Source organism: Lacinutrix salivirga, from assembly GCF_053604675.1.
In genome coordinates this window covers 158,521-180,607 of sequence record NZ_JBSHNP010000141.1, presented here as the reverse complement: position 1 = coordinate 180,607, position 22,087 = coordinate 158,521, and the positions used below count along the sequence as shown (strand labels likewise).

Sequence of the window (22,087 nt, the reverse complement as noted above, 5' to 3'; positions counted from 1 at the left end):
CTTAAAAGTTGATTACACTTTCCAAAGCATCATCAGCTTCTGTATGAATGAAGTTAGCTTGATAATTAATTGTAGTTTTTAAATCACTATGACGATACAGCTTTTGAAGCATCAATGGGTGGATGGTGTCTCTAGCAATATTTCCGAATGAGTGGCGAGCAATGTGCATTGTTACTTTCTTATTTATTCCAGCTTTCAGAGCAATAGACTTTAAGTTCTTGTTGAATTTTTTATTAGCAGTTTTAATTTTATTGTATAAGTCTTTAGCATCGTCAAGATTAGCTTTTTTTAATTCTGGAAATATAAAGTCATCATCATAATTCTTATTGCAAACATATTCCTCTAAAATTATATCGATTTTTAATGGTATTTTGAGAGAAAGCAATTTGGAATTTTTACCCATTCTGTAATGTAATCTACCATCATAAATTTGAGACCATCTTGTTTTTAGAACATCTGAAACCCTCATTCCAGCAAAGTAAAAACTAAAAAGCCATACATTCAATGAATGACGTTCTACATCAGATAGGTTATCTAAGCTCTCGATGACTTTTAATTCTTTCTCTGAGAGTCCAACTTTGACAGTTTCTGGAAATTTTATTTTGAATTTTCCTGGCCCAAAGCAATAAAGCTCTTTACTTACAACCTTATCCTTAATCGCTCTATTGAATAACAGACGAATAAAAACCATGACATTCATTGCGGTAGTTTCGGTAAGAGAACAGTTGCCTTTTAAATATATTTTAAATTTTTTGAGAAACCGTTCATCGATTTCTTGAAAAGTTAGATGTCTTACTTTACAATATTTTTCTATATAACTAACCCAAGCTGAGTCAGTAGAAAGACGATTCATTTTCCCCTCAACTTCTAGAGCTTCAAGGTGTTCATCAACAAAATCAAAAAATGTTAGGTTTGATGTGGGTTTGTAAATCTCTTTTTTAATTTGATTTGCAGAAGCATCTTTATTGTTGGTTTGTAGAGTAATAAGACCTTTCCTAGCTTCAGATAATTTTGATGTTATGAGGTTATTTAAACCTTCAGAATTCGGATGGGATTTTTTTATTTCATTATTTTTTGAATCCCAATCCTCTAAATCTATATAATGACCAATAAGTTTATAAGTAGAGCGTCGATTTTTAGTTATTCGAATTGCAAGTGGATAAAGCCCTTTGGTGTTGGGCTTTTTACGTAGAACTATTTTTGCACTTGCTGACATCGTTGACCTGTTTTGCGAAAGTCAAATCAGGATATCATTTGATTAAGTACTTATGTAAAGATACAAATTATTATCTGCGTTTGGGTACAACATAGGTACAACAAATATCGATATCATATGATATTATATGACTTTAAAGAAAATTGACAAACACTTAAATCATTGAAAATGAGTGTATTTGTGTTTCTTTGGTGCAATATACGCTAGACTTAGGATCTAGTGCCGCGAGGTGTGAGAGTTCGAGTCTCTCCGCCTGTACAAACAAAAAAAGCTTCTCAATTAGAGAAGCTTTTTTATGTTTTAAGTCGATTCTTTTAATATATTGAAAATTCTTAGACTTACATAATTTTTAATTATTGTATTACAATTTTATAAATTTGGTATTGGAGAAACTACCTGAGTTATTTTCTGTTTGAATTATATAAAGTCCTTTAGATAGCTTTTCTATATTATACTCGTAATCTTTACTGAAATCTCCGTTAAATTCCTTTACTATTTTACCAGAAATATCTAAAACTTTAACGCTTTTTAAATCTTGATTTATTTTAAAACTGTGTTTTGCAGGATTAGGAAATAAATTTAAATTAGTTGTGCTTGTATATTCATTAATACTTAAATTTTCTGGCGCTTTGTTTCCAAACATTCTAAATTGACCTGCAGGAATTGCAATTGATGTTGTTGAGTTACTTGTGGTTGTATTAGAATTTGGATCCATTAAATCGTACCAAGTGTCTGTAATATTAGGAGGGAAATTTGTAGTTATGGTTCTTGAGACTACATCAAAATTAGCCAATACAATTACATGTTTTAATTCCGAATTTGGTATTGATGTGTCAAATACATCTATTCTTGGAGTTAAATTACCAGAAGATATAGTGTAGTCGCCTTCAAAAACAGGTTCGTTAATCTTTAAGTTGTTAATTCTAGACCAATCATTATATATTTGATTTCTATTTGTATCACTTAACCAATTATTAACCCATTGTGGTTGTGGTTTTGTGTCTAATTTGCAATCTCCATCACTTCCTCCAGGCTCATTAACAGAACCATTATTACAAGTAAATATTGAATTTTCCATACCTAAAGCTCCAAAATGCCAAATCATTTTTGGGCCAGGTATAGTTAAAGTTACAGCTCCTAAAGCAGACATGCGTGATAGAGCTGTGTTCAAATTAGTTACATTATGGCTACTATTTGTAGCATTACCAAATTGTAGATTTTTATACATTAAACGCTCCTCGTCATGACTTTCAGCATAACCAACGAGTCTTGGTTCGTTAAAGTTTCTGCTATTATGTCCCATTCCATCAATTGTGTTGTTGGAATTATAACCCATTGTTAATTGATTGTAAGGTGCTGTCATTTTTCCCCAAAGCATAATTCCTTTACCTTCACTAACTCTATAATCTGCCCATTCTTTTTCTTCTTGTATGCCTCCTAAGTGCTCAAATATAACGTAATGATCATTATCTAGTGACCAAGAATAATCTGCATATTCTTTTAAAACAGCAACTCTATCTGCTTGGTATTGATTAGTGCAGCCTTCATTTGAAGCTGTACAATTTTGTGTAAACCCCTTTGTTAAATCCCAACGAAAGCCATCAATATTGAATTCTTCAATCCAATGTTTTACCACACGCTTAGTGTATGCTTTTGTAAACGAGTTAGAATGATCAAAATCAGATCCTACACTATAGCTATGCGTTGCAATTTCATTAAAATAAGGATTCTCGCTACTTGGTTCTCCCCAACCATCATTATCTGGATCATCCATCCACATACGTACCATTGGGTTTCTTCCAAAGGCATGATTTAATGCAAGGTCTAGAATTACTGCAATGCCGTTTTGGTGGCACACATCTATAAATTCTTTAAACTTTTCTTCTGTACCATAAAATTTGTCTAATGCCATATGAAAAGAAGTATTGTAACCCCAACTTTCATTGCCTTCAAATTCCATTACTGGCATTAATTCTATAGCATTTATATTTAAATTTTTGAAATAGTCTATTTTATCTATTAGGTCTTGGAAGTTTCTGTCTCCATCAAAATCTCTAATTAAAACTTCATAAATTACTAAATCTTCTTTTTTAGGTTTTTCAAAATTAGTAACAACCCATGGATAAGCAGTTTGACCTGTTTGTAAAACGGTTACTTCTCTTTCTTGACCATTTGGATATGCTGGTAAGTTTGGATAAGTTGCATTTGGTATAAAAGGGTCATCAAAAGGAGAAAGTACCAATGTTGAAAATGGGTCTGCTGTTTTTACTATAGTAGGAGAGTTAGTTATTGGAGATTGATCAACAACCCAATATTGATAAGTTTCAATTTGATTAGGTGTTAAACCTGTTAATTCTAACCAAAATTTATTAGAACTAGTATCCTTTTTCATGGCAAAACTAGTATTAGGATTCCAGTTATTAAAACTGCCTGCTAAGTAAACAAAATCTTTGTTAGGTGCATCTAAAACAACTATTGCAGTAGTATTACTTGTGTAATTTATTCCATTTTCTAAACCAGTTGGTAATGCTAAAATTTGTGTATTGTTAACTAAAATGTTAAACTTTTTTGTTATTGTAGAGCTACCTTGTGTGATTTCTAATTCGCAATATTGGTTTTCGGTTATATTAGAAAAAAAATAGCTGTAAAAACTTGTGGAAGAACTATTGATTATAGAGCCATTTGCTTTTAGTACATAATTTGCAATACCATTAGTGTTTTGCGCTAATATTTGAGTGCCAGAGTTATTATTTACAGCAACAGTTCCATTAGATACTGGGTTAATCATATCTACTTGAAAAGCACCAACATTAAATACGAAGTTTTGACAACCACCATCATCGAGCTTTAATTCTTGAGTTCCATTTGAGTTTCTAAAAACCATGCCCATTTTAGTAACGTCTGCTTCTTCTGAAGCTGTTAAATTAAAGTAATTATTTGGTGTAAATGTTATACTCCAAGTATCATTTCCATTATTTGTCATTTCTCCAACTCCATCATCTTGTCCCCAATTACCTACTACTTTTATACCATATTCATCACTATCATTACCAACACCTAAGTGCGCATATACTTTAGTTGGGTTTTCTATGGTGTTACAAGTTGTAGCAGAAACATCTACAGTAATTGTAACTGGTTGGTCAATTAATATTGGTGTTGGATTAGTGGTTACTTGAGAACTACCTAGGAATGGTACTAGTAAACAAAAAGTAAATAGAAGCTTTTTCATTTTATATTGTATTAAGTAAAAAAAAGTCTGCAAATGAAGTATATCAGGTGCAGACTTTTAAAATTATTTTTAATTTTTTATTGCCACTCATTAAGTGTAATCATTGGTGAAGCTCCAGAGAAATCAAAAATAACATTATAGGTCCCAGCTGTAACAGGAATGTTTGCTCCACCTTGCTCCATAATGCCGTCATTACCATCATCTCCATAATTAACAGCCCAAGCGTCGTTTTGACGAACTTTAATTTCACCATTTAATAGTGTTATGCCATTGATGTAATAAAAGCCTTCATTAATCCCAAAATCTGGCAAAAATTTTGTGTTAGGACCATCCCATCCATTGGGAGAAGCATCTCCAACTAATCCCCAAAGATCCATTGCTTCTAACTCATAAGTTTGAGTATTAAGGTCTAGTGTTATCACGTAATGACCTGCTGTTACAGGAATATTAGCTCCTCCGCCTTCTAACGTACTATCTAAACCATCATCACCAAAATTTACAGCCCAATCATTGTTAAATCTAAATTTCATTTCACCATCAGTAAGTGTAACTGCAGCTTTAAAATTATCTTGGTAAGAATTGTAAGTTAAAGGAGTATCTGGTCCATCCCATCCGTTTGGAGTTCCGTTTCCAACAAGTCCCCAAGAAAAAGGTTCCATTGTGTAAGAAATTGGTACAGCAGAATCATCTGTAATTACTGTGATTTTATAGCTGCCAGCAGTTACTGTAAGGTTTGCGCCATTAGGTTCTAATGATCCATCGTTGCCATCGTCACCATAATTTTCAGCCCAAAGATTATCTTTTCTAAATTTTATTTCACCATCTCTTAAAGTTGCATAAGCTACATATTGGTTAGGTGTGCTAGTTGTATAAAAAGGAATGTCTAATATTGGTCTGTCTGATCCAGCATCCCATCCTCCAGGCGTAGCACTACCAACGACACCTAAATTGGTAGATAAGTCTAACAATGACGAATATGCAGTAATATTAATTGTTTCTACATCAGATGTAAAAACAGTGTTTTCACTAAGTGTTGTTTGGATTCTAAAGCTAATATCTGTTGCTGTATTAGGAATGATACCTAATGATAATAGTTTGCTATTTAATTCCTGACCAATTAAAATTTTAGAGAGATCTGACCCGGCTGAAATTGTTTGTGGAGCAGAAAAATCTCCACCAGCAAAGTCTAATTGAATTTTATTAGTCGCTGCAGCATTAAAACCATAATCGGGTTCGGTCCATGTTAATGTTAGAACTTCAGCTTCAGCAGAATCTTCAGTTAGTACTAGGCTTACTTCAGAAGCACTTAATAATATATTTGCATTTGGGTTTAGTGTCACCAATTCGTTATCATCACATCCAACTAAGACAAATAAAAGTCCTAGTAAGTAAATGGGATTAGTTATAATTTTTTTCATTTTATATACTTATTAGTAACCTTCGTTTTGCGAAAGGTTAGGGTTAGTTGTAATAATGCTAGTTGGCAGAGGGAATAATCTTCTGAAACTTGATACTGATGTTCCGTCAGGCTCATTTCCTTTAAAAGGCCATAAATATGCATCTGTTGTAAAGTAATTGTATCGAATTAAATCTGTACGTCTTTGACCTTCCCAGTATAATTCTTTAGATCTCTCATCTATAATAAAATCTAATGTAAGATCTCCACTAGAAATATTAGCAGAAGTTCCACCTGTTGCTCTTTGTAATAATTCATTGATTTTTGTTGTTGCTAAACTTAAATCACCACCTCCACCTCTAATAGTTGCTTCAGCATAATTTAAATATATCTCTGCTAAACGAATTAACGGTAAATCTGAATCTACAAAATCTCCAGCAGAATCGCTACCTTGCATTCCGTTACTATCAATATTTTTAAATTTAGTAACTGCGTATCCATTTTCAAATGGAGGAATGGTTTCAATTTCTAAGTTTTGACCTTCAGTATAAAACATTCCTCTTTTATCTGCAGAGAAAGGCGTTATTGTATAAGTTAATGCATTTAAGTCTAATGTAATATAATAAGTTCCAGCAGTTACAGGAATGTTTTCACCTCCAGGTTCTAAAGAGCCATCATTTGCGTTATCTCCATAGTTATTTCCCCAATCTTCATTGAATCTGAATTTTAAGAAACCATCTGTTAAATCTACATAAAGTGCGTATTGATTACTTGCCGTTTCATACATTTCGGTATCTGGACCATCCCATCCATTTGGAGTACCATCTCCAACGATTCCCCAATCTGATTGAGTTCCTAAAGTGGAGTTTAAGTCATCGATGTTTGTAGCGAATTTTTCGACTAAATTTTTAGTGGTTCTAAGGCCTGCCCAACCACCATTTACTCCAAATTCAGTAGCATCCATTGAGCCACCAATTGAAGCATGGACTAAAAAAGTTGTTCCTCCAAAAGTTTGTGATCTTAAACCGTCAAAATTAAGTGCAAAAATAAATTCGTTTTGAGCTCCATTAGTGTTATTATCTGCTAAAAATAATTCGTCATAGGCAGTTCCATTACCATTTGCATCATTGGTATTTATGCTATAAGTCGAATTAATAACATTGTTTGAGTATGTAACGCAATCTGTATAACGAGCAGTACCAGTCCAAACTTCTGCGTTTAAATAAAGCCTAGATAACAATGCCCAAGCTGCAACTTCATCTACACGTCCATATTCGTTTGTACCACTAGATTTTAAATCGTCTTGAATTTCTAATAATTCAGTTTCTACAAAAGCAAATAATTCTGCTCTAGAGGCTTGTGTTGGTAATTCTGTTGTTACTTCTGTGACTAAAGGGACGTTTCCGTATAAGTCCATTAAGTTATAATATGCAAAAGCTCTTAAAAAACGTGCTTCAGCTATAAAGCTAGATACTTCTGCATCTGTTAACAATGATGCATTATCTATAAACGAATTACAGAAAGAAACTTCTTGTGCTAATCTGTAATACATAGCTTCAGTAAAATCGTTACTGCCTGACCAATATTGGCCATGTAAATCTGGTAAGCCTGCATCTCCCCAACCAACAACTGCATGATCAGTAGTTAGTTCGTTTAAATTAAATAGCATCCTAGAGTATTGAGAAAATCCTTCGTCTATATCTGCTATGTCTGCTTGTCCAGCAGGTCCTTGTTGACCAGTTAAGGCTAAACTTGCATATAATTTTGCTAAGGCACTTTTAGCTTCCGTTGCATTTGCAAATACATCTTCTTCGGTAAAGCTATCAGGATCAATTGGTGATTGATCTAGGTCATCATGACATGAAACAAGTCCTAAAGACAAAGCCATGATTACAAATAAATGTTTAAGTTCTTTTTTCATTTTTCATTTTTTTTAATTAGAAATCAACGTTTACACCCATAACGAAAGATCTAGGTCTTGGATAAAAATTATTATCTATTCCTAAATTAATTTCTGGATCTAAACCACTGTAATCTGTTATTATTAAAACGTTTTGTAAAGATCCGTAAAACCTAAACGTTGTGTTTTTTAATTTGTCTAATGTGTAACCAATTGTAATATTATCTATCTTAAAAAATGATGCTTCTTGAACAAAATGATCACTTAAAGCCGTTTTATCACTTATAATTGTAAACCCACTATTGTAATAGTCTGAATGAATATTTGTTAAAATGCTATTGTTAGTGGCATTTGCTAATACTCCTCTGTTTGCTTCAACATCATTATACATATAGTTTCCTAAACTTGCTCTAGACTGTAAAGAGAAATCCCAGTTTTTATAGCTTACATTAGTATTTAAACCCATTAAAACATCACCAAAAGGATCTTCTTTTATATATTTATCTTCATCATTAATTATATTGTCTCCATTTCGGTCAACAAACACACCTTCTAAAGGGACTCCTGACTCGTCATAAACTTGTTGGAATACATTAAAACTATTAGCAGACTCTCCCTCTCTATGAACTTGTACGTTATTACCAACACCAGTTGAAATCCCTCCTTGAGGTTGATCTACAGATAATTTTGTAATTTCATTATCATTAAAAGATACGTTATAATTTATTGACCACTCAAAATCATCTGTTTTAAAAGGTATTAAGTTTAAGTTAAACTCCAAACCTTTATTTTTCATATTACCAATATTTGCATCAACTCTATTACCAAAGTTTGTAAAAGGATCAACAAGAGAACTTGCAATTAAGTCGTTAGTTTCTTTTACATAGGCATTTATAGAACCAGAAATACGTCTGTTTAAAAATGCATAATCTAAACCTAAGTTAAATGTTTTTCCAATTTCCCAGCGTAAATCTTTGTTTATTGGTTCTGGTCTGTATGTTTGGAAAAAGCCACTACCAAATTGGTAATTAGCTGTGTCTGTACTACCTTGATATCTTGTTAAAAATTGATAATCTCCTAAGCCATTTACATTTCCAACTTCACCATATCCTACACGTAATTTTAATTCGTTAAAAAAGGAGTCTTCCATAAAACCTTCTTTATGAATATTCCATGCTGCAGCTAGAGAAGGGAAGATTCCCCAACGGTCGTCAGGATTTAATTTGGAGGAAGCATCTGCTCTAACTGTAGCAGTTAAGTAGTACTTACTATTAAAGTCATAATTTAATCTACCAAAATAGGATAGCAATACACTTTTAGATTTATCAATAAATTCAAATTGATTTCCATCTTCTTCGGCTTCACTATCATTACTAAAATTATCAAACTCAAAAGATTGGTAAGCATGTCCTGCAGCAACAGTTAAATTATGTGTATCGTTTAATGTTTTTTTGTAAGTTAAATAAGCATCAAATACTTTATTATCTGAATTTTGAACATAACTTGTTTTAGAGCCATTAAAAGTAGCGTCTGATGTTGGTATAAATTCTGAAGTTACTTTTCTACCATGACTATTAGAGGTATCAAGGCCTAAGTTAACAGTAGCAGTTAGGTCTTCAAATCCATGGATATTATAGTTTAATTTTACATTTGTTACCAAACGTCTTACTTCCGCAGTATCATTGATTAAATCTAATAAAGCCACAGGATTTGTTGGCGCTAAGTTGTTTTGGTTTCCTGTTCCTGCATCCAACCATGCAAAATATCCTGCGTATTGAGAGTTAGAATCAAAAACAGATTGTGTAGGATCAAACCCAACAGCACTACCAATTGCGCCTCTGTCTGCAAATGTATTTTCAGTATACATAGCTCTAGCATTTAACTCTACTTTTAAATGGTTTTCTAAAAGGCTTGGTGTAAAGCTCACAGATCCTGTAGTACGTTGTAAATTGTCGCCATCTAATATTCCTCCATGTTCAGAATATCCTAAGGAGGCTCTCATTGGCACACCAAATGCACTACCTAATGCGCTAAAATTATGGTCTTGACCAAAAGCAGTTGTATAAATTTTTTCTTGCCAATTTGTATCTGCATTGCCTAATAAAGCAATTTGATCTGGAGTTCCAATTGTATTAATTAAATCTCTAAATTGATTTGCAGATAACACATCAACTTCATCAATTGGATTATAAACTGTGGCTTGAGAACTAACATTAAATTTAAATTCTTTATTTTTTCCTTTTTTAGTTGTAATTAAAATCACACCATTAGCTGCTCTAGAACCATATATGGCTGTTGATGATGCGTCTTTTAAAACCACAAATGTTTCAATATCGTTTGGATTTATAAAGTTTAATGGATTTCTTGATCCACCAACACCTCCATTATCTAAAGGTATTCCATCTACAACATATAAAGGTTGAGTAGTTAAGGATAGTGATCCTGCTCCACGAATATTAATACTCTGGCCATCTCCAGGAGCTCCACTTCCAGATGTAACATTAACACCTGCAACTTTACCGCTAATTAACGATTGAGCAGAAACTATAGGTCCTTTATTAAAATCTTCGCTTGTTAATAAATCTGTAGTACCAGTTAAATCCTCCTTTTTAACACTACCATAACCAATAATTACTACTTCGTCTAATTGTGCAGCGTCCTCCGCTAAGCTTACATTTAAAGTAGATTGGCCAGTATATGTTATTTCATTAGTAATATATCCTACATAAGAGAATACAATAACATCACCCGAATTTACATTTATTTGAAATTTACCATCAAAATCTGTAGCTGTACCATTGTTGGAGTTTTTTACAACAACATTCACTCCTGGAATAGGAAGAGATGACGATTCTTCTGTAACAACACCACTAAGCGTGTTTTGAGCAGTAATAAGTGTTGGAAATAACAATAAGGCAAATATTAAACCTTTAAAAATTGTTTTCATAGAATACGATTAAGTTAATTTAATTTTTTTTTGAAAATTATATTTTCACTTCTCGATATAAAATTATATAAATTTCATGTTAAATTATTATTATACATTATGTAATTCGTAGCGAAAACGTTTTCGTGTTGACAACTTTTTAGATTATTAGTGTTTTTAATTCAAAATAAATAAAAATTAGCAATAATTTTAAAATATCTCTACCTTTAAAAGGTGAAATAATTATATAAATGAAGCGAAAAATCACTTTAAAACAAATAGCAAGAGAATTAGACGTCTCTATTTCTACTGTCTCTAAAGCATTAAGAAATAGCATAGAAATAAGTGAAGATACGCGACAAAAAGTACAAGCTTTTGCTAAACTATATAACTACAGACCCAATAATATTGCACTTAGTCTCAAAAACAGAAAAACAAAAACTATAGGTATTATAATTCCTGAAATTGTTCATCATTTTTTTTCTAAGGTCATTAGTGGTATTGAAGCAGTTGCAAATAAAAGAGGTTATAACGTAATTGTAGGCTTGTCTAATGAGTCGTTTTCTAAAGAAGTCATAAATATGGAAATGTTAGCTAACGGAAGCATTGACGGTTTTATATTATCCATTGCTAAAGAAACTTTACAACAACAAGATTATCATCATTTTACAGAAACCATAAATCAAGGAATGCCAATTGTAATGTTTGATAGAGTAATTAACGATATTAAATGTGATAAAGTTATAGTAGATGATTTAGAAGGTGCAAAAAAAGCAGTGATTAAGCTTATAAATACTGGCTGTAAAAAAGTAGCTATAATAACCACTAAAGATTATGTAAGTGTTGGAAAATTGAGAACACAAGGCTATCTCCAAGCACTAGAAGAACATAAAATTAGTCCTAAAGCAAGCTTAATATTAAAAGTAGATGATGAATTGTTATCCGAAGATCATTTGGATTCTTTAGAAAAAGAAATTGAGAATTTATTTAAAATTAATAAATCCCTTGATGGTGTTTTTGCTGTTAACGAACTCTACGCTATCACTGCGATGAAAGTAGCAAGGAAACTTAATTTAAAAATCCCTAACGACATTCAAATTATAGGTTTTACAGATGGTGTGCTATCTAAACACGCTGTACCTTCATTAACAACTGTTAGCCAACATGGTCAGAAAATTGGCGAAAAAGCAGCAGAGTTGTTAATTAATAATCTCGAGAGAGAGGACGAGGAAGATGTGTTCGAAACAGTAATAATAGAGACAGAACTTGTAGAACGTGCTTCAACAAAATAGAAAATTAACATTGGCTATTTAAAAACTTTTATATCTTTACGGCAATCAAAACTTATATTTTTACTTCTCACCATTAAGTTTTGATAGGTTTTTTCGCTTATCAAATAGTATAATAACTAATACATACTATTATGAAAAAACGCACGCTTGGTTTTTGGGAAATTTGGAACATGAGTTTCGGTTTTTTAGGAATTCAATTTGGATTTGCTTTACAAGGAGGCTTCATGTCTCGAATTTTTCAAACATTAGGAGCTAGTAAAGATGAAATCCCTTTACTTTGGATTGCAGCACCTTTAACTGGTTTACTTGTTCAGCCAATAATTGGCTATATGAGTGATCGTACTTGGAGTGTAAAATGGGGAAGACGACGCCCTTACTTTTTAATTGGTGCTATTTTAAGCTCTTTAGCGTTATTTTTTGTGCCTTATTCTCCAGCACTTTGGGTAGCAGCAGGTTTCTTATGGGTTTTAGACGCCTCAATTAATATTTCTATGGAGCCTTTTAGAGCTTTAGTCGCAGATAAATTACCTAATTCTCAACGCTCTTATGGGTTTGTTGTACAAACACTAATTATTGGTATTGGGACTTGGGTTGCCAGTAATTTACCTTGGATAGTCTCTCAATTTGGAGTTAGTGATTCTGCAGATTCAGGTGTAGTAACAGATACTGTAAAAGTCGCATTTGCTATAGGTGCTTTTGTGTTTTTAGTTAGTATTCTTTATACTGTTTTTACAACTACAGAATATCCTCCTGAAGACATGGAAGAATTTAAACGCGAAAAAGCAAAAAAAAATAACTTTATACCAGATATATTAAACAATATAGGAAATATGCCACTTACAATGAAGAAGTTAGGAGTGATCCAATTCTTTTCGTGGTTTGCATTTTTTACCATGTGGAGTATGGCAAATCCAGCACTTACAGAACATGTATTTAATACTCCAGCTCCTGTAGAAGCCGCTTTCGATATGGCAGATACTGTACAAAAAACTGCTTTTGATACTGCAAATACAGCATTTCAAAAATCTTCAAATTTAGTCGGTTCTGCAATGGGAGTTTATGGGTTGTCTTCTATGGCATTTGCACTTCTTTTAGTGTTATATACTTCTAAAAGACGAATAAACAGGAAGTTAGTACATCTATTCTCTCTTATTTTAGGAGGTTTAGGATTTTTATTAATGAGTTATTCTTCACCAGAACAATTAAAATATTGCTTCATATTAATAGGTTTTGCTTGGGGAAGTATCCTTTCCATGCCATACGCAATGTTATCAAGCTCAGTAGATCCTAAAAAAATGGGAGTAATTATGGGAATTTTCAATATGTTTATTGTTATTCCGCAAATAATTGCAGCACTTGGTGGTATAAACTTTATTTCAGGATTATTAGGTGAAGAAGCCATACATGCCATGACAATTGCTGGAATAAGTTTAATTATAGCTGGACTTTGTAACCTTTTAATTACAAATAAAAACGCAATCACTTATCAAGCAGAAGAAGTATAAAGATGAAAAAAAAAGGATTCATATTCGATTTAGATGGTGTTATTGTTGACACTGCAAAATATCATTTTTTAGCTTGGAAAAACCTTGCTAGAAGTATTGATATTGATTTTACACACGAGCAAAACGAACAACTAAAAGGTATTAGCCGAGTAAAATCATTAGAAAAAATATTAAAATGGGGAAACAAAACCATTTCAGAGGATTTGTTTGCGTCATTAATGGGCAAGAAAAATGAAGAATATTTAAGCTTCATAGCAAAAATGGATGTCAACGAAATCTTGCCAGATGTCCCAAAAATATTAAATTATTTAATTGAACAAAAACAACCAATATCATTAGGATCTGCAAGTAAAAATGCACGACCAATTTTAGAGAAAGTCAGCTTACTTTCAAAATTTGATGCGATTGTAGATGGTAACGATGTTAGCAAAGCAAAACCAGATCCAGAAGTGTTTTTAATTGCTGCACAGCACTTAAAGATGAAACCAGAAAATTGTATTGTGTTTGAAGATTCGGTTGCAGGCGTTAAAGCTGCAAATACAGCAAATATGATTTCTATAGGAATTGGAGAGAAAAACGTATTACATGAAGCCGATTATATTTTTTCAGATTTTACTGAAATTGATAACAGCTTCATAAATGAATTAATAAACAAATAAATTGAATGTCACACTGAGCGCAGTCGAAGTGTATTTCATTATAAAACAAATAATTAAAGAGCAAGAGTCAGTCTAAAAACGAAGCGATCTAGCATCTATGTTCTAATATCTTAATAATACAATGAATCAAGATTATATACAACCAGACAATTGGTCTATAATTGAAGAAGGTTTTGACGCAGATCGCGTAAAATCTTCTGAGAGTTTATTTAGCATCGGAAATGGTGCAATGGGACAACGTGCTAATTTTGAAGAGCATTATTCTGGACCAACCTTTCAAGGAAGCTACATTGCAGGTGTTTATTATCCAGATAAAACTAGAGTAGGTTGGTGGAAAAATGGTTATCCTGAGTATTTTGCTAAAGTATTAAATGCACCAAATTGGATAGGTATTAATGTTGTAATTAATGGCGAACAATTAGATTTAAACACTTGTGTTGAGGTATCTGACTTTAGAAGAGAACTAAACATGAAAGAAGGTTGGTTAGCTAGAACATTTACAGCTACGCTACAAAATAATGTTCAAGTAAAAGTATCAACTAAACGATTTTTAAGTTTAGAATATGATGAGGTTGGAGCTATTAAATTTGATATTACTCCAATTAATAGTGATGCCAAAATCATGTTTCAACCGTATTTAGATAGCGGAATTACTAATGAAGACACCAATTGGGACGATAAATTTTGGGATACATTAAATGTCAGTCACGAAAATCACCAAGCGTTCATCCAGGCAAAAACGATGAAGACAGATTTTTATACCTGTACGTTCATGGAGTCTAAAGTTTTTATCAATGATAAATCAGTATTGATAGAACCTAATATAAATGCAGATGCAAGTTTAGCTTCATTTAGTTATGAGTATCCTGTAAAAAAAGGAGAAACCTACACTATCAATAAATTTGGAGGTTATACAGTCGATAGAAATCATGATAAAAAAGAGCTAGTTTCTGCAGCTAAAAGAACTTTGAAGGCGGTTACAAAAATGGGCTTTAATGCACTTTTAGATAATCAAAAAGAGGCTTGGTCTAAAATTTGGGAAATGTCAGACATTACAATTGATGGTGACGTTAAGGCACAACAAGGGATTCGTTTTAATATTTTTCAATTAAATCAAACCTATTTAGGAAAAGATTCAACCTTAAATATTGGGCCAAAAGGTTTTACAGGCGAAAAATATGGAGGAAGTACTTATTGGGATACCGAAGCCTATTGCATCCCATTTTATATGGCAACCAAAGACCAACAAGTCGCTAGAAACTTACTAAAATACAGATATAATCACTTAGAAAAAGCTATTGAAAATGCCGAAAAATTAGGCTTTTCAAATGGAGCAGCATTATATCCAATGGTAACCATGAATGGTGAAGAATGCCACAACGAATGGGAAATTACTTTTGAAGAAATTCATAGAAATGGAGCTATCGCATTCGCTATTTTTAACTACTATCGTTACACAGGTGATTATACTTATATTCCGGAAATGGGACTAGAAGTCTTAATTGCTATTGCTAGATTCTGGCAGCAACGTGCTACGTTTTCAACAGATAAAAACCAGTACGTTATATTAGGTGTAACAGGACCAAACGAATACGAAAACAATATTAATAATAACTGGTACACTAACTATTTGGCAAAATGGTGTATCGATTATGCGTTAGAGAATATTCAAAAAGTAAAAGAAGGTCATCATGACGACTATTTACGTATTGAAGGTAAAACTAAAATCACAGATAATGAATTAGAAGCTTGGAAAAAAGTAGCAGACAGTATGTACTTTCCGTATTCTGAAAAACACCAAGTGTATTTACAACAAGATGGCTTTTTAGATAAAGAATTAATTACTGTTGCAGATTTACCGAAAGAGGACAGACCAATTAATCAAAAATGGAGTTGGGACCGCATTTTACGTTCGCCTTACATCAAGCAAGCTGATGTATTACAAGGATTTTATTTCTTTGAGGATCAATTTTCAACTGAAGCATTAAAACGCCATTTTGATTTTTATGAACCATTTACAGTGCATGAAAGTTCATTATCACCTTGCGTGCATAGTATTCAGGCAGCTAAGTTAGATCAAATGGATCAAGCTTATACCTTTTATTTACGCACCTCTCGTTTAGATTTAGACGACTATAATAAAGAGGTTGAAGAAGGTTTACACATTACTAGTATGGCTGGAACATGGATGAGTATTGTGGAAGGGTTTGGAGGTATGCGTATTAAAAATGATATGCTAAATTTTGAACCTCGTATCCCTAAACAATGGGAAACCTACTCCTTTAAAGTAAATTTTAGAGATCAAATTTTAAAAGTTAATGTATCACAGTCCGAAACTACTTTTGAACTGGAAGGTAGCACAGATTTAAATATTATGGTAAATAATAACTTAATTTTAGTTTCACCAAATGATTTGGTAAAAGTACCATAGAAATACTCCTGCAAGGTTTTCAAAACCTTGTAGGTATTTACAATATTATATGAAAGCACTAAAACACATAATAATTTTAATAGTTGTTGTTATAAATTTGTCCTGCAATAATAATGAAGAAATAAAGCTTAGTTCAGAAGCTGTAACCATAATTAAAAACGATATCGAAAGAGTAGAACCACCCAATTGGTGGATTGGCTTTAAAAACAATCAGTTTCAATTATTGATTAAGCATCCTAATATTTCTGACGCAGAACCAAGTATCAATTACCAAGGTGTTTCAATTGAAAAAGTACATAAAGCTGATAGTCCCAATTATTTGTTTATAGATTTAGCAACTACCGAAAACACTAAAGCAGGTCAATTTAATATCAACTTCAAATTTAAAGATGGGAAGCAGCTAACCCATACATATGAGTTAAAAGATAGAGAAAGAGACGCAACAGATTTTCAAGGTTTTGATAGCAGTGACGTCATTTATTTGATTACTCCAGATCGTTTTGCAAATGGAGACACATCCAATGATATCGATGAGAATTTAAACGAAAAAACGATTAACAGACAAGATGATTATGGCAGACATGGAGGAGACATCAAGGGAATCATTCAACATTTAGATTACATCCAAGAGATGGGTTTTACCCAAATATGGTCTAGTCCATTATTAATTAACGACATGCCAGAATCGTCCTATCATGGCTATGCCATGACCGATTTTTATCAAGTCGATCCTCGTTTTGGAACTTTAGAAGACTATGTAGAGTTATCTACTAAAGCTAAAGAAAAAGGCATTGGATTAATTATGGACCAGGTGGCTAACCATTGCGGAAGTGAGCATTGGTGGATGCAAGATTTACCATTTAAAGATTGGGTAAACCAACAAGACAATTTTGAAAATAATAAACCATTAAACAATTCCAATCATAGACGTACAAGTAATCAAGATTTGTATGCTGCTAAGCGTGATAAAAAAGAAATGGCAGAAGGTTGGTTTGTTAGTACAATGCCAGATTTAAATCAGCGTAATCCGTTTATGGCTAACTATAGTATCCAAAATAGCATTTGGTGGATTGAAACGCTAAATTTAAGCGGAATAAGACAAGATACTTATCCATATCCTGATAAAACCTTTATGGCTAATTGGGCTGGAGCAATCATGAACGAATATTCTAATTTTAATATCGTTGGCGAAGAATGGAGTTATAACCCATTGCTTATTGCCTATTGGCAAGATGGAAACAAAAACAAAGATGGTTACAAATCCAATTTAAAATCAACCATGGATTTTGCAATGCAAAGACATATCGTTGACGCTTTAAATGAACAAGAAAAATGGGACACTGGGTTAGTTAAAATGTACGAAGGTTTGGCAAACGACTTTGCATATACCTCACCAAAAGACATCATGATTTTTCCAGATAATCATGACATGAGTCGCATTTTTACACAATTAAAAGGCGATATTCCAAATACAAAAATGGCACTAAGTTATTTATTAACGTTACCAAGAACACCACAACTTTATTATGGTACAGAAATCTTAATGAATGACTTTAAAAAACCAGGTGACCATGGATTAATACGTACCGATTTTCCTGGAGGTTGGCAAGGTGATACCATTAATGCATTTACAGGTGAAGGCTTAACAGACGACCAGAAAAACATGCAAAAGTATCTTAAAAAAGTACTGAATTATAGAAAAACAAGCGCTGCCATTCATAATGGTAAAACCATCCATTTTGCACCATTTTTAGGAACGTATTTCTTGTTTAGAAGTATTGAAGGCGAAACCGTTGTACATATTATTAATAAAAATGATGAACCAATTACTATCGATTTAAAACGCTATGAAGAAGTCGGTTTAAACGGAAAAACATTAAAAAACATCATCACAGGAGAAACTTTTGTTTGGCAAGATGACATCCAATTAAAAGAAAGAGGAAGCCTAATTTTAACCACAAAAGCTAATTAGTTTGTCATTCAGAACGAAGTGAAGAATCTTTTAAATTGTAAAATGAAAAACATCATATACATACTATCTTTTTTACTATTCCAAGTAACAGTTGCACAAGTTACCATCATCGTGGAAAAGCTACCTGAAGACACACCAAAAGACGCATCTCTATTTATTTCTGGTGATTTTGAAGGTTGGTCTGGTGGACATAAAGACTACCAATTACAACAAGTAGATGGTCAATATCAAATTACGCTTCCAAAAACAGAACAACGCATTTTATTTAAGTTTACTTTAGGTAGTTGGGATACTTCAGAAAGTACAAATACAGGCGAAGCTATAGATAATCGTATTTACAAGTTTGAAAAACCAAACGACACATTAAAAGTAAATATAGCAGGTTGGAGTCATTTGTTTGAAAATGAAGAAGTCTCTACAGCTTCAAAAAATGTAATCATTCTTTCTGAAGAATTTCATATTCCTCAATTAAACAGAAAACGTCGTGTTTGGATCTATTTACCACCAGATTACAACACCTCAAAGCAGGATTATCCTGTGGTGTACATGCACGATGGACAAAATGTGTTTGATACAAGAACCTCTGGTTATGGCGAGTGGAATGTGGATGAAACCTTAGACAAGCTATTTAAAGACAACCTAAAGCTTATTGTTGTTGGTATAGATAATGGCGAATCTAAACGTTTAGATGAGTATTCACCTTGGACCAATGCTAAATATGGTGGAGGCGAAGGTGAAGCCTATGTCGATTTTATTGTTAATACACTAAAACTATACATCGACACTAATTATAACACCAAAAAAGATAAAAGCAATACAGCTATTTTTGGAAGCTCTATGGGCGGATTAATTTCGCATTATGCCGCTTTAAAATACCCAGAAGTTTTTGGTAAAGTAGGTGTATATTCTCCAGCCTTTTGGTTTGCTCCAGAAGTTAAAGCATTTACTAAACAACATGCTAACCTTCAAAACACCAAAATGTACTTTTTAGCAGGTGGAAAAGAAGGCGAAAATGCAGGATTTAATGAAATTAGTCAGACTGTTATAGACATGAATACCATAACGTCTTTATTAGTAAACAATGGTTTTCCTGAAGAAAACATACAATCTAAAGTTGTTCCAGAGGGAAAACATAACGAGGAATTATGGCGAAATAATTTTGAAGAAGCCATTACGTGGTTGTTTGAAGATGCAATAGAAAAAAGAGAATTTGTTTCTGCTGAATTTAAAAATAATCAATTAAAAATTCAGGTCTCTGATGGAAGTTATTCTATCCATTTTTACAATCCTGAAATTATCGAAACCACATTTTTACCAACAGGTGAAACATTTGATAAAAAATCACATGCTGTAGTTTTAGATAAAGCATTTTCTAATGTAAAATTTAATGAAACAACTTCAGAGATTCGTTTTCAATCTGAAAAATTAACAATAAAAATCACCAAGTCGCCTTTTCATATGTCCTATTGGAGAGATGGTAAACAAATTACTTCAATAAAAAATGGCTATCAAAAAACAGACGATTTTGAAACCATTAGTTTCAACTTAAAACCAGAGGAAATCTTATATGGTGGAGGAGCCAGAGCGTTAGGTATGAACCGACGAGGTAATCGTTTAGAGCTATACAACAAAGCACATTATGGTTACGAAGAGCGAAGCGAGTTAATGAATTACACTATGCCAATAGTGGTGTCCTCTAACAAGTACCTCATTCATTTTGATAATGCACCAATCGGCTTTTTGGATTTAGATTCCAAAGCAGATAACACCATCACGTACGAAACCATTTCTGGTAAAAAAACCTATCAAATAGTGGTTGGTGATTCTTGGTTAGACCTCACAAAAAATCACACAAAATTAACAGGCAGACAACCTATGCCACCACGTTGGGCTTTAGGTAATTTTTCAAGCCGTTTTGGTTACCATTCGCAACAAGAAGTGGAAAGAACTGCTCAAAAATTTAGAGACGAAAACATTCCGTTAGATGCTATAATCATTGATATTTTCTGGTTCGGAAAAACCATTCAAGGCACTATGGGAAATTTAGAATTTTACAGAGATTCGTTCCCTAATCCAAAACAAATGATTAAAGGGTTAAAAGACCAAAATGTGAAAACAGTTTTAGTAACAGAACCTTTTGTGTTAACCACTTCTAAGCGTTGGGACGAAGCTGTTAAAGAAGATGTTTTAGCAAAAGATTCTATAGGGAATCCATATACTTTCGATTTCTATTTTGGTAACACAGGATTGATAGATATTTTCAACCCAAAAGGAAAACAATGGTTTCAGAATATTTATAAAGACTTAGCAGACTTAGGTGTGTCAGGTGTTTGGGGCGATTTAGGAGAGCCAGAAGTGCATCCTAAAGGGCTGCTTCACACTACAGGAACAGCAGACGAAGTCCATAATATTTATGGTCACCATTGGGCAGAATTGGTTCAGGAGATGTATGCTAAAAACTTTCCAAATACACGACCATTTATTTTAATGCGTGCAGGAAGTTCTGGCTCACAACGTTTTGGGATGATTCCTTGGTCTGGAGACGTTAACAGAACTTGGGGCGGATTACAATCTCAACCAGAAATTGCGCTTCAAATGGGACTACAAGGTTTGGCGTATATGCATAGCGATTTAGGTGGATTTGCAGGGAATAATCTAGATGATGAGTTGTATGCTCGTTGGTTACAGTATGGAGTGTTTCAACCTATTTACAGACCACACGCACAAGAAGATGTGCCTGCAGAACCTGTATATAGAAGTGATAAAGCGAAAGCGTTAGCAAAGCAAGCAATCCAGTTGCGCTACCAATTACTACCTTACAACTACAATTTGGTGTTCGAAAATAACCAAACAGGAGCTCCTTTAATGCGACCATTATTTTTTGAAGAGTCAGACAATAAACAATTACAAACGATAGCATCAACTTACCTTTGGGGAAATGACTTTTTAGTGACTCCTGTAGTCAATGCTAACCAAACAGAAGCTGAGGTTTATTTTCCAGAGAACAACAATTGGTTTAATTTTTATACAGATACAAAGGTTGAAGGTGGGCAAAGTCTTTCAGTAAAAACAGAAGAAAATCACATTCCAACTTACGTGCGTGGAGGTGCATTTATTACTACTGCAAAACCGATGCAAAGTACTACAGAATATGATGGAAACACTTTTGATTTACATTACTATTTTGATGAAACTGTTACAGAAAGTGAACGCACACTATACAATGATGATGGTTTATTGAGAAGTGCATATAGAAAAGGACAATATGAAATCTTAGAGTTTGAAGCTGAATCTTGCAAAAAGCGTTTAAATATAGAGTTTGAAGCTGAACTAGGATTTATGTACTCTTTAAACAATACAAAAACAATAGATGTGATAATTCACAATTTTCCAAAGTCACCAAAACGCATAAAATTCAATAGAAAAAAAATAGAATTTAACTATAATGAAGTTGATAAAACACTGACTTTTCAAGTCAAGTGGAAAACTTCAAAAGACGTTGAAGCACAAATAAAATATTAGTGATTTTGTCATTCCCGCAAAAGCAGGAATCCACATTAA

11 protein-coding genes and 1 tRNA gene are annotated in these 22,087 nt (G+C 32.9%); 7 read left to right on the top strand and 5 right to left on the bottom strand.

The genetic code is table 11. The annotated features are described in order from the left end of the window. Position 1 precedes the first annotated feature (1 nt). On the bottom strand, positions 2-1,216 hold the full coding sequence (locus ACVC5O_RS14655; RefSeq protein WP_452222231.1) for a phage integrase SAM-like domain-containing protein: 1,215 nt from the start codon (positions 1,214-1,216) through the stop codon (positions 2-4). A 168-nt stretch (positions 1,217-1,384) separates the two neighbouring features. On the opposite strand from ACVC5O_RS14655, the gene ACVC5O_RS14650 reads away from it, so the two are divergent. Continuing rightward, a tRNA-Leu gene (locus ACVC5O_RS14650) sits at positions 1,385-1,474 on the top strand. 103 nt (positions 1,475-1,577) lie between these two features. Here ACVC5O_RS14650 and ACVC5O_RS14645 read toward each other — a convergent pair. From ACVC5O_RS14645 to ACVC5O_RS14630, 4 genes are all read right to left on the bottom strand, one after another. Further along, complete coding sequence (locus tag ACVC5O_RS14645) at positions 1,578-4,445, bottom strand: alpha-amylase family glycosyl hydrolase (protein ID WP_452222230.1); 2,868 nt, start codon at positions 4,443-4,445, stop codon at positions 1,578-1,580. A 77-nt stretch (positions 4,446-4,522) separates the two neighbouring features. Continuing rightward, positions 4,523-5,863 (bottom strand): SusE domain-containing protein, encoded by a 1,341-nt coding sequence (locus ACVC5O_RS14640; protein ID WP_452222229.1) that lies wholly within the window; start codon positions 5,861-5,863, stop codon positions 4,523-4,525. A 12-nt stretch (positions 5,864-5,875) separates the two neighbouring features. Next, positions 5,876-7,762: a RagB/SusD family nutrient uptake outer membrane protein gene (locus tag ACVC5O_RS14635; protein ID WP_452222228.1), complete on the bottom strand. Its 1,887-nt coding sequence runs from the start codon at positions 7,760-7,762 to the stop codon at positions 5,876-5,878. 16 nt (positions 7,763-7,778) lie between these two features. Continuing rightward, complete coding sequence (locus tag ACVC5O_RS14630; protein ID WP_452222227.1) at positions 7,779-10,688, bottom strand: SusC/RagA family TonB-linked outer membrane protein; 2,910 nt, start codon at positions 10,686-10,688, stop codon at positions 7,779-7,781. 230 nt (positions 10,689-10,918) lie between these two features. Here ACVC5O_RS14630 and ACVC5O_RS14625 point away from each other — a divergent pair, with 230 nt between their 5' ends. The 6 genes from ACVC5O_RS14625 (at position 10,919) to ACVC5O_RS14600 (ending at position 22,048) form a co-directional block, all read left to right on the top strand. Beyond that, positions 10,919-11,959, top strand: coding sequence for a LacI family DNA-binding transcriptional regulator (locus ACVC5O_RS14625; RefSeq protein WP_452222226.1), 1,041 nt, complete (start codon positions 10,919-10,921; stop codon positions 11,957-11,959). Positions 11,960-12,090: 131 nt separating this feature from the next. Then, positions 12,091-13,464, top strand: coding sequence for an MFS transporter (locus tag ACVC5O_RS14620; RefSeq protein ID WP_452222225.1), 1,374 nt, complete (start codon positions 12,091-12,093; stop codon positions 13,462-13,464). A gap of 2 nt (positions 13,465-13,466) precedes the next feature. Then, entirely contained in the window at positions 13,467-14,123 is a 657-nt protein-coding gene (pgmB, locus tag ACVC5O_RS14615) for a beta-phosphoglucomutase (protein WP_452222224.1), read from the top strand. A gap of 121 nt (positions 14,124-14,244) precedes the next feature. Beyond that, positions 14,245-16,554 carry a glycoside hydrolase family 65 protein gene (locus tag ACVC5O_RS14610; RefSeq protein WP_452222223.1) on the top strand — a complete coding sequence of 770 codons (2,310 nt, stop codon included), beginning with the start codon at positions 14,245-14,247 and terminating at the stop codon, positions 16,552-16,554. Between the two features lie 49 nt (positions 16,555-16,603). Beyond that, positions 16,604-18,526 (top strand): glycoside hydrolase family 13 protein, encoded by a 1,923-nt coding sequence (locus ACVC5O_RS14605; RefSeq protein ID WP_452222222.1) that lies wholly within the window; start codon positions 16,604-16,606, stop codon positions 18,524-18,526. 42 nt (positions 18,527-18,568) lie between these two features. Continuing rightward, complete coding sequence (locus tag ACVC5O_RS14600) at positions 18,569-22,048, top strand: TIM-barrel domain-containing protein (protein ID WP_452222221.1); 3,480 nt, start codon at positions 18,569-18,571, stop codon at positions 22,046-22,048. Positions 22,049-22,087 lie beyond the last annotated feature (39 nt).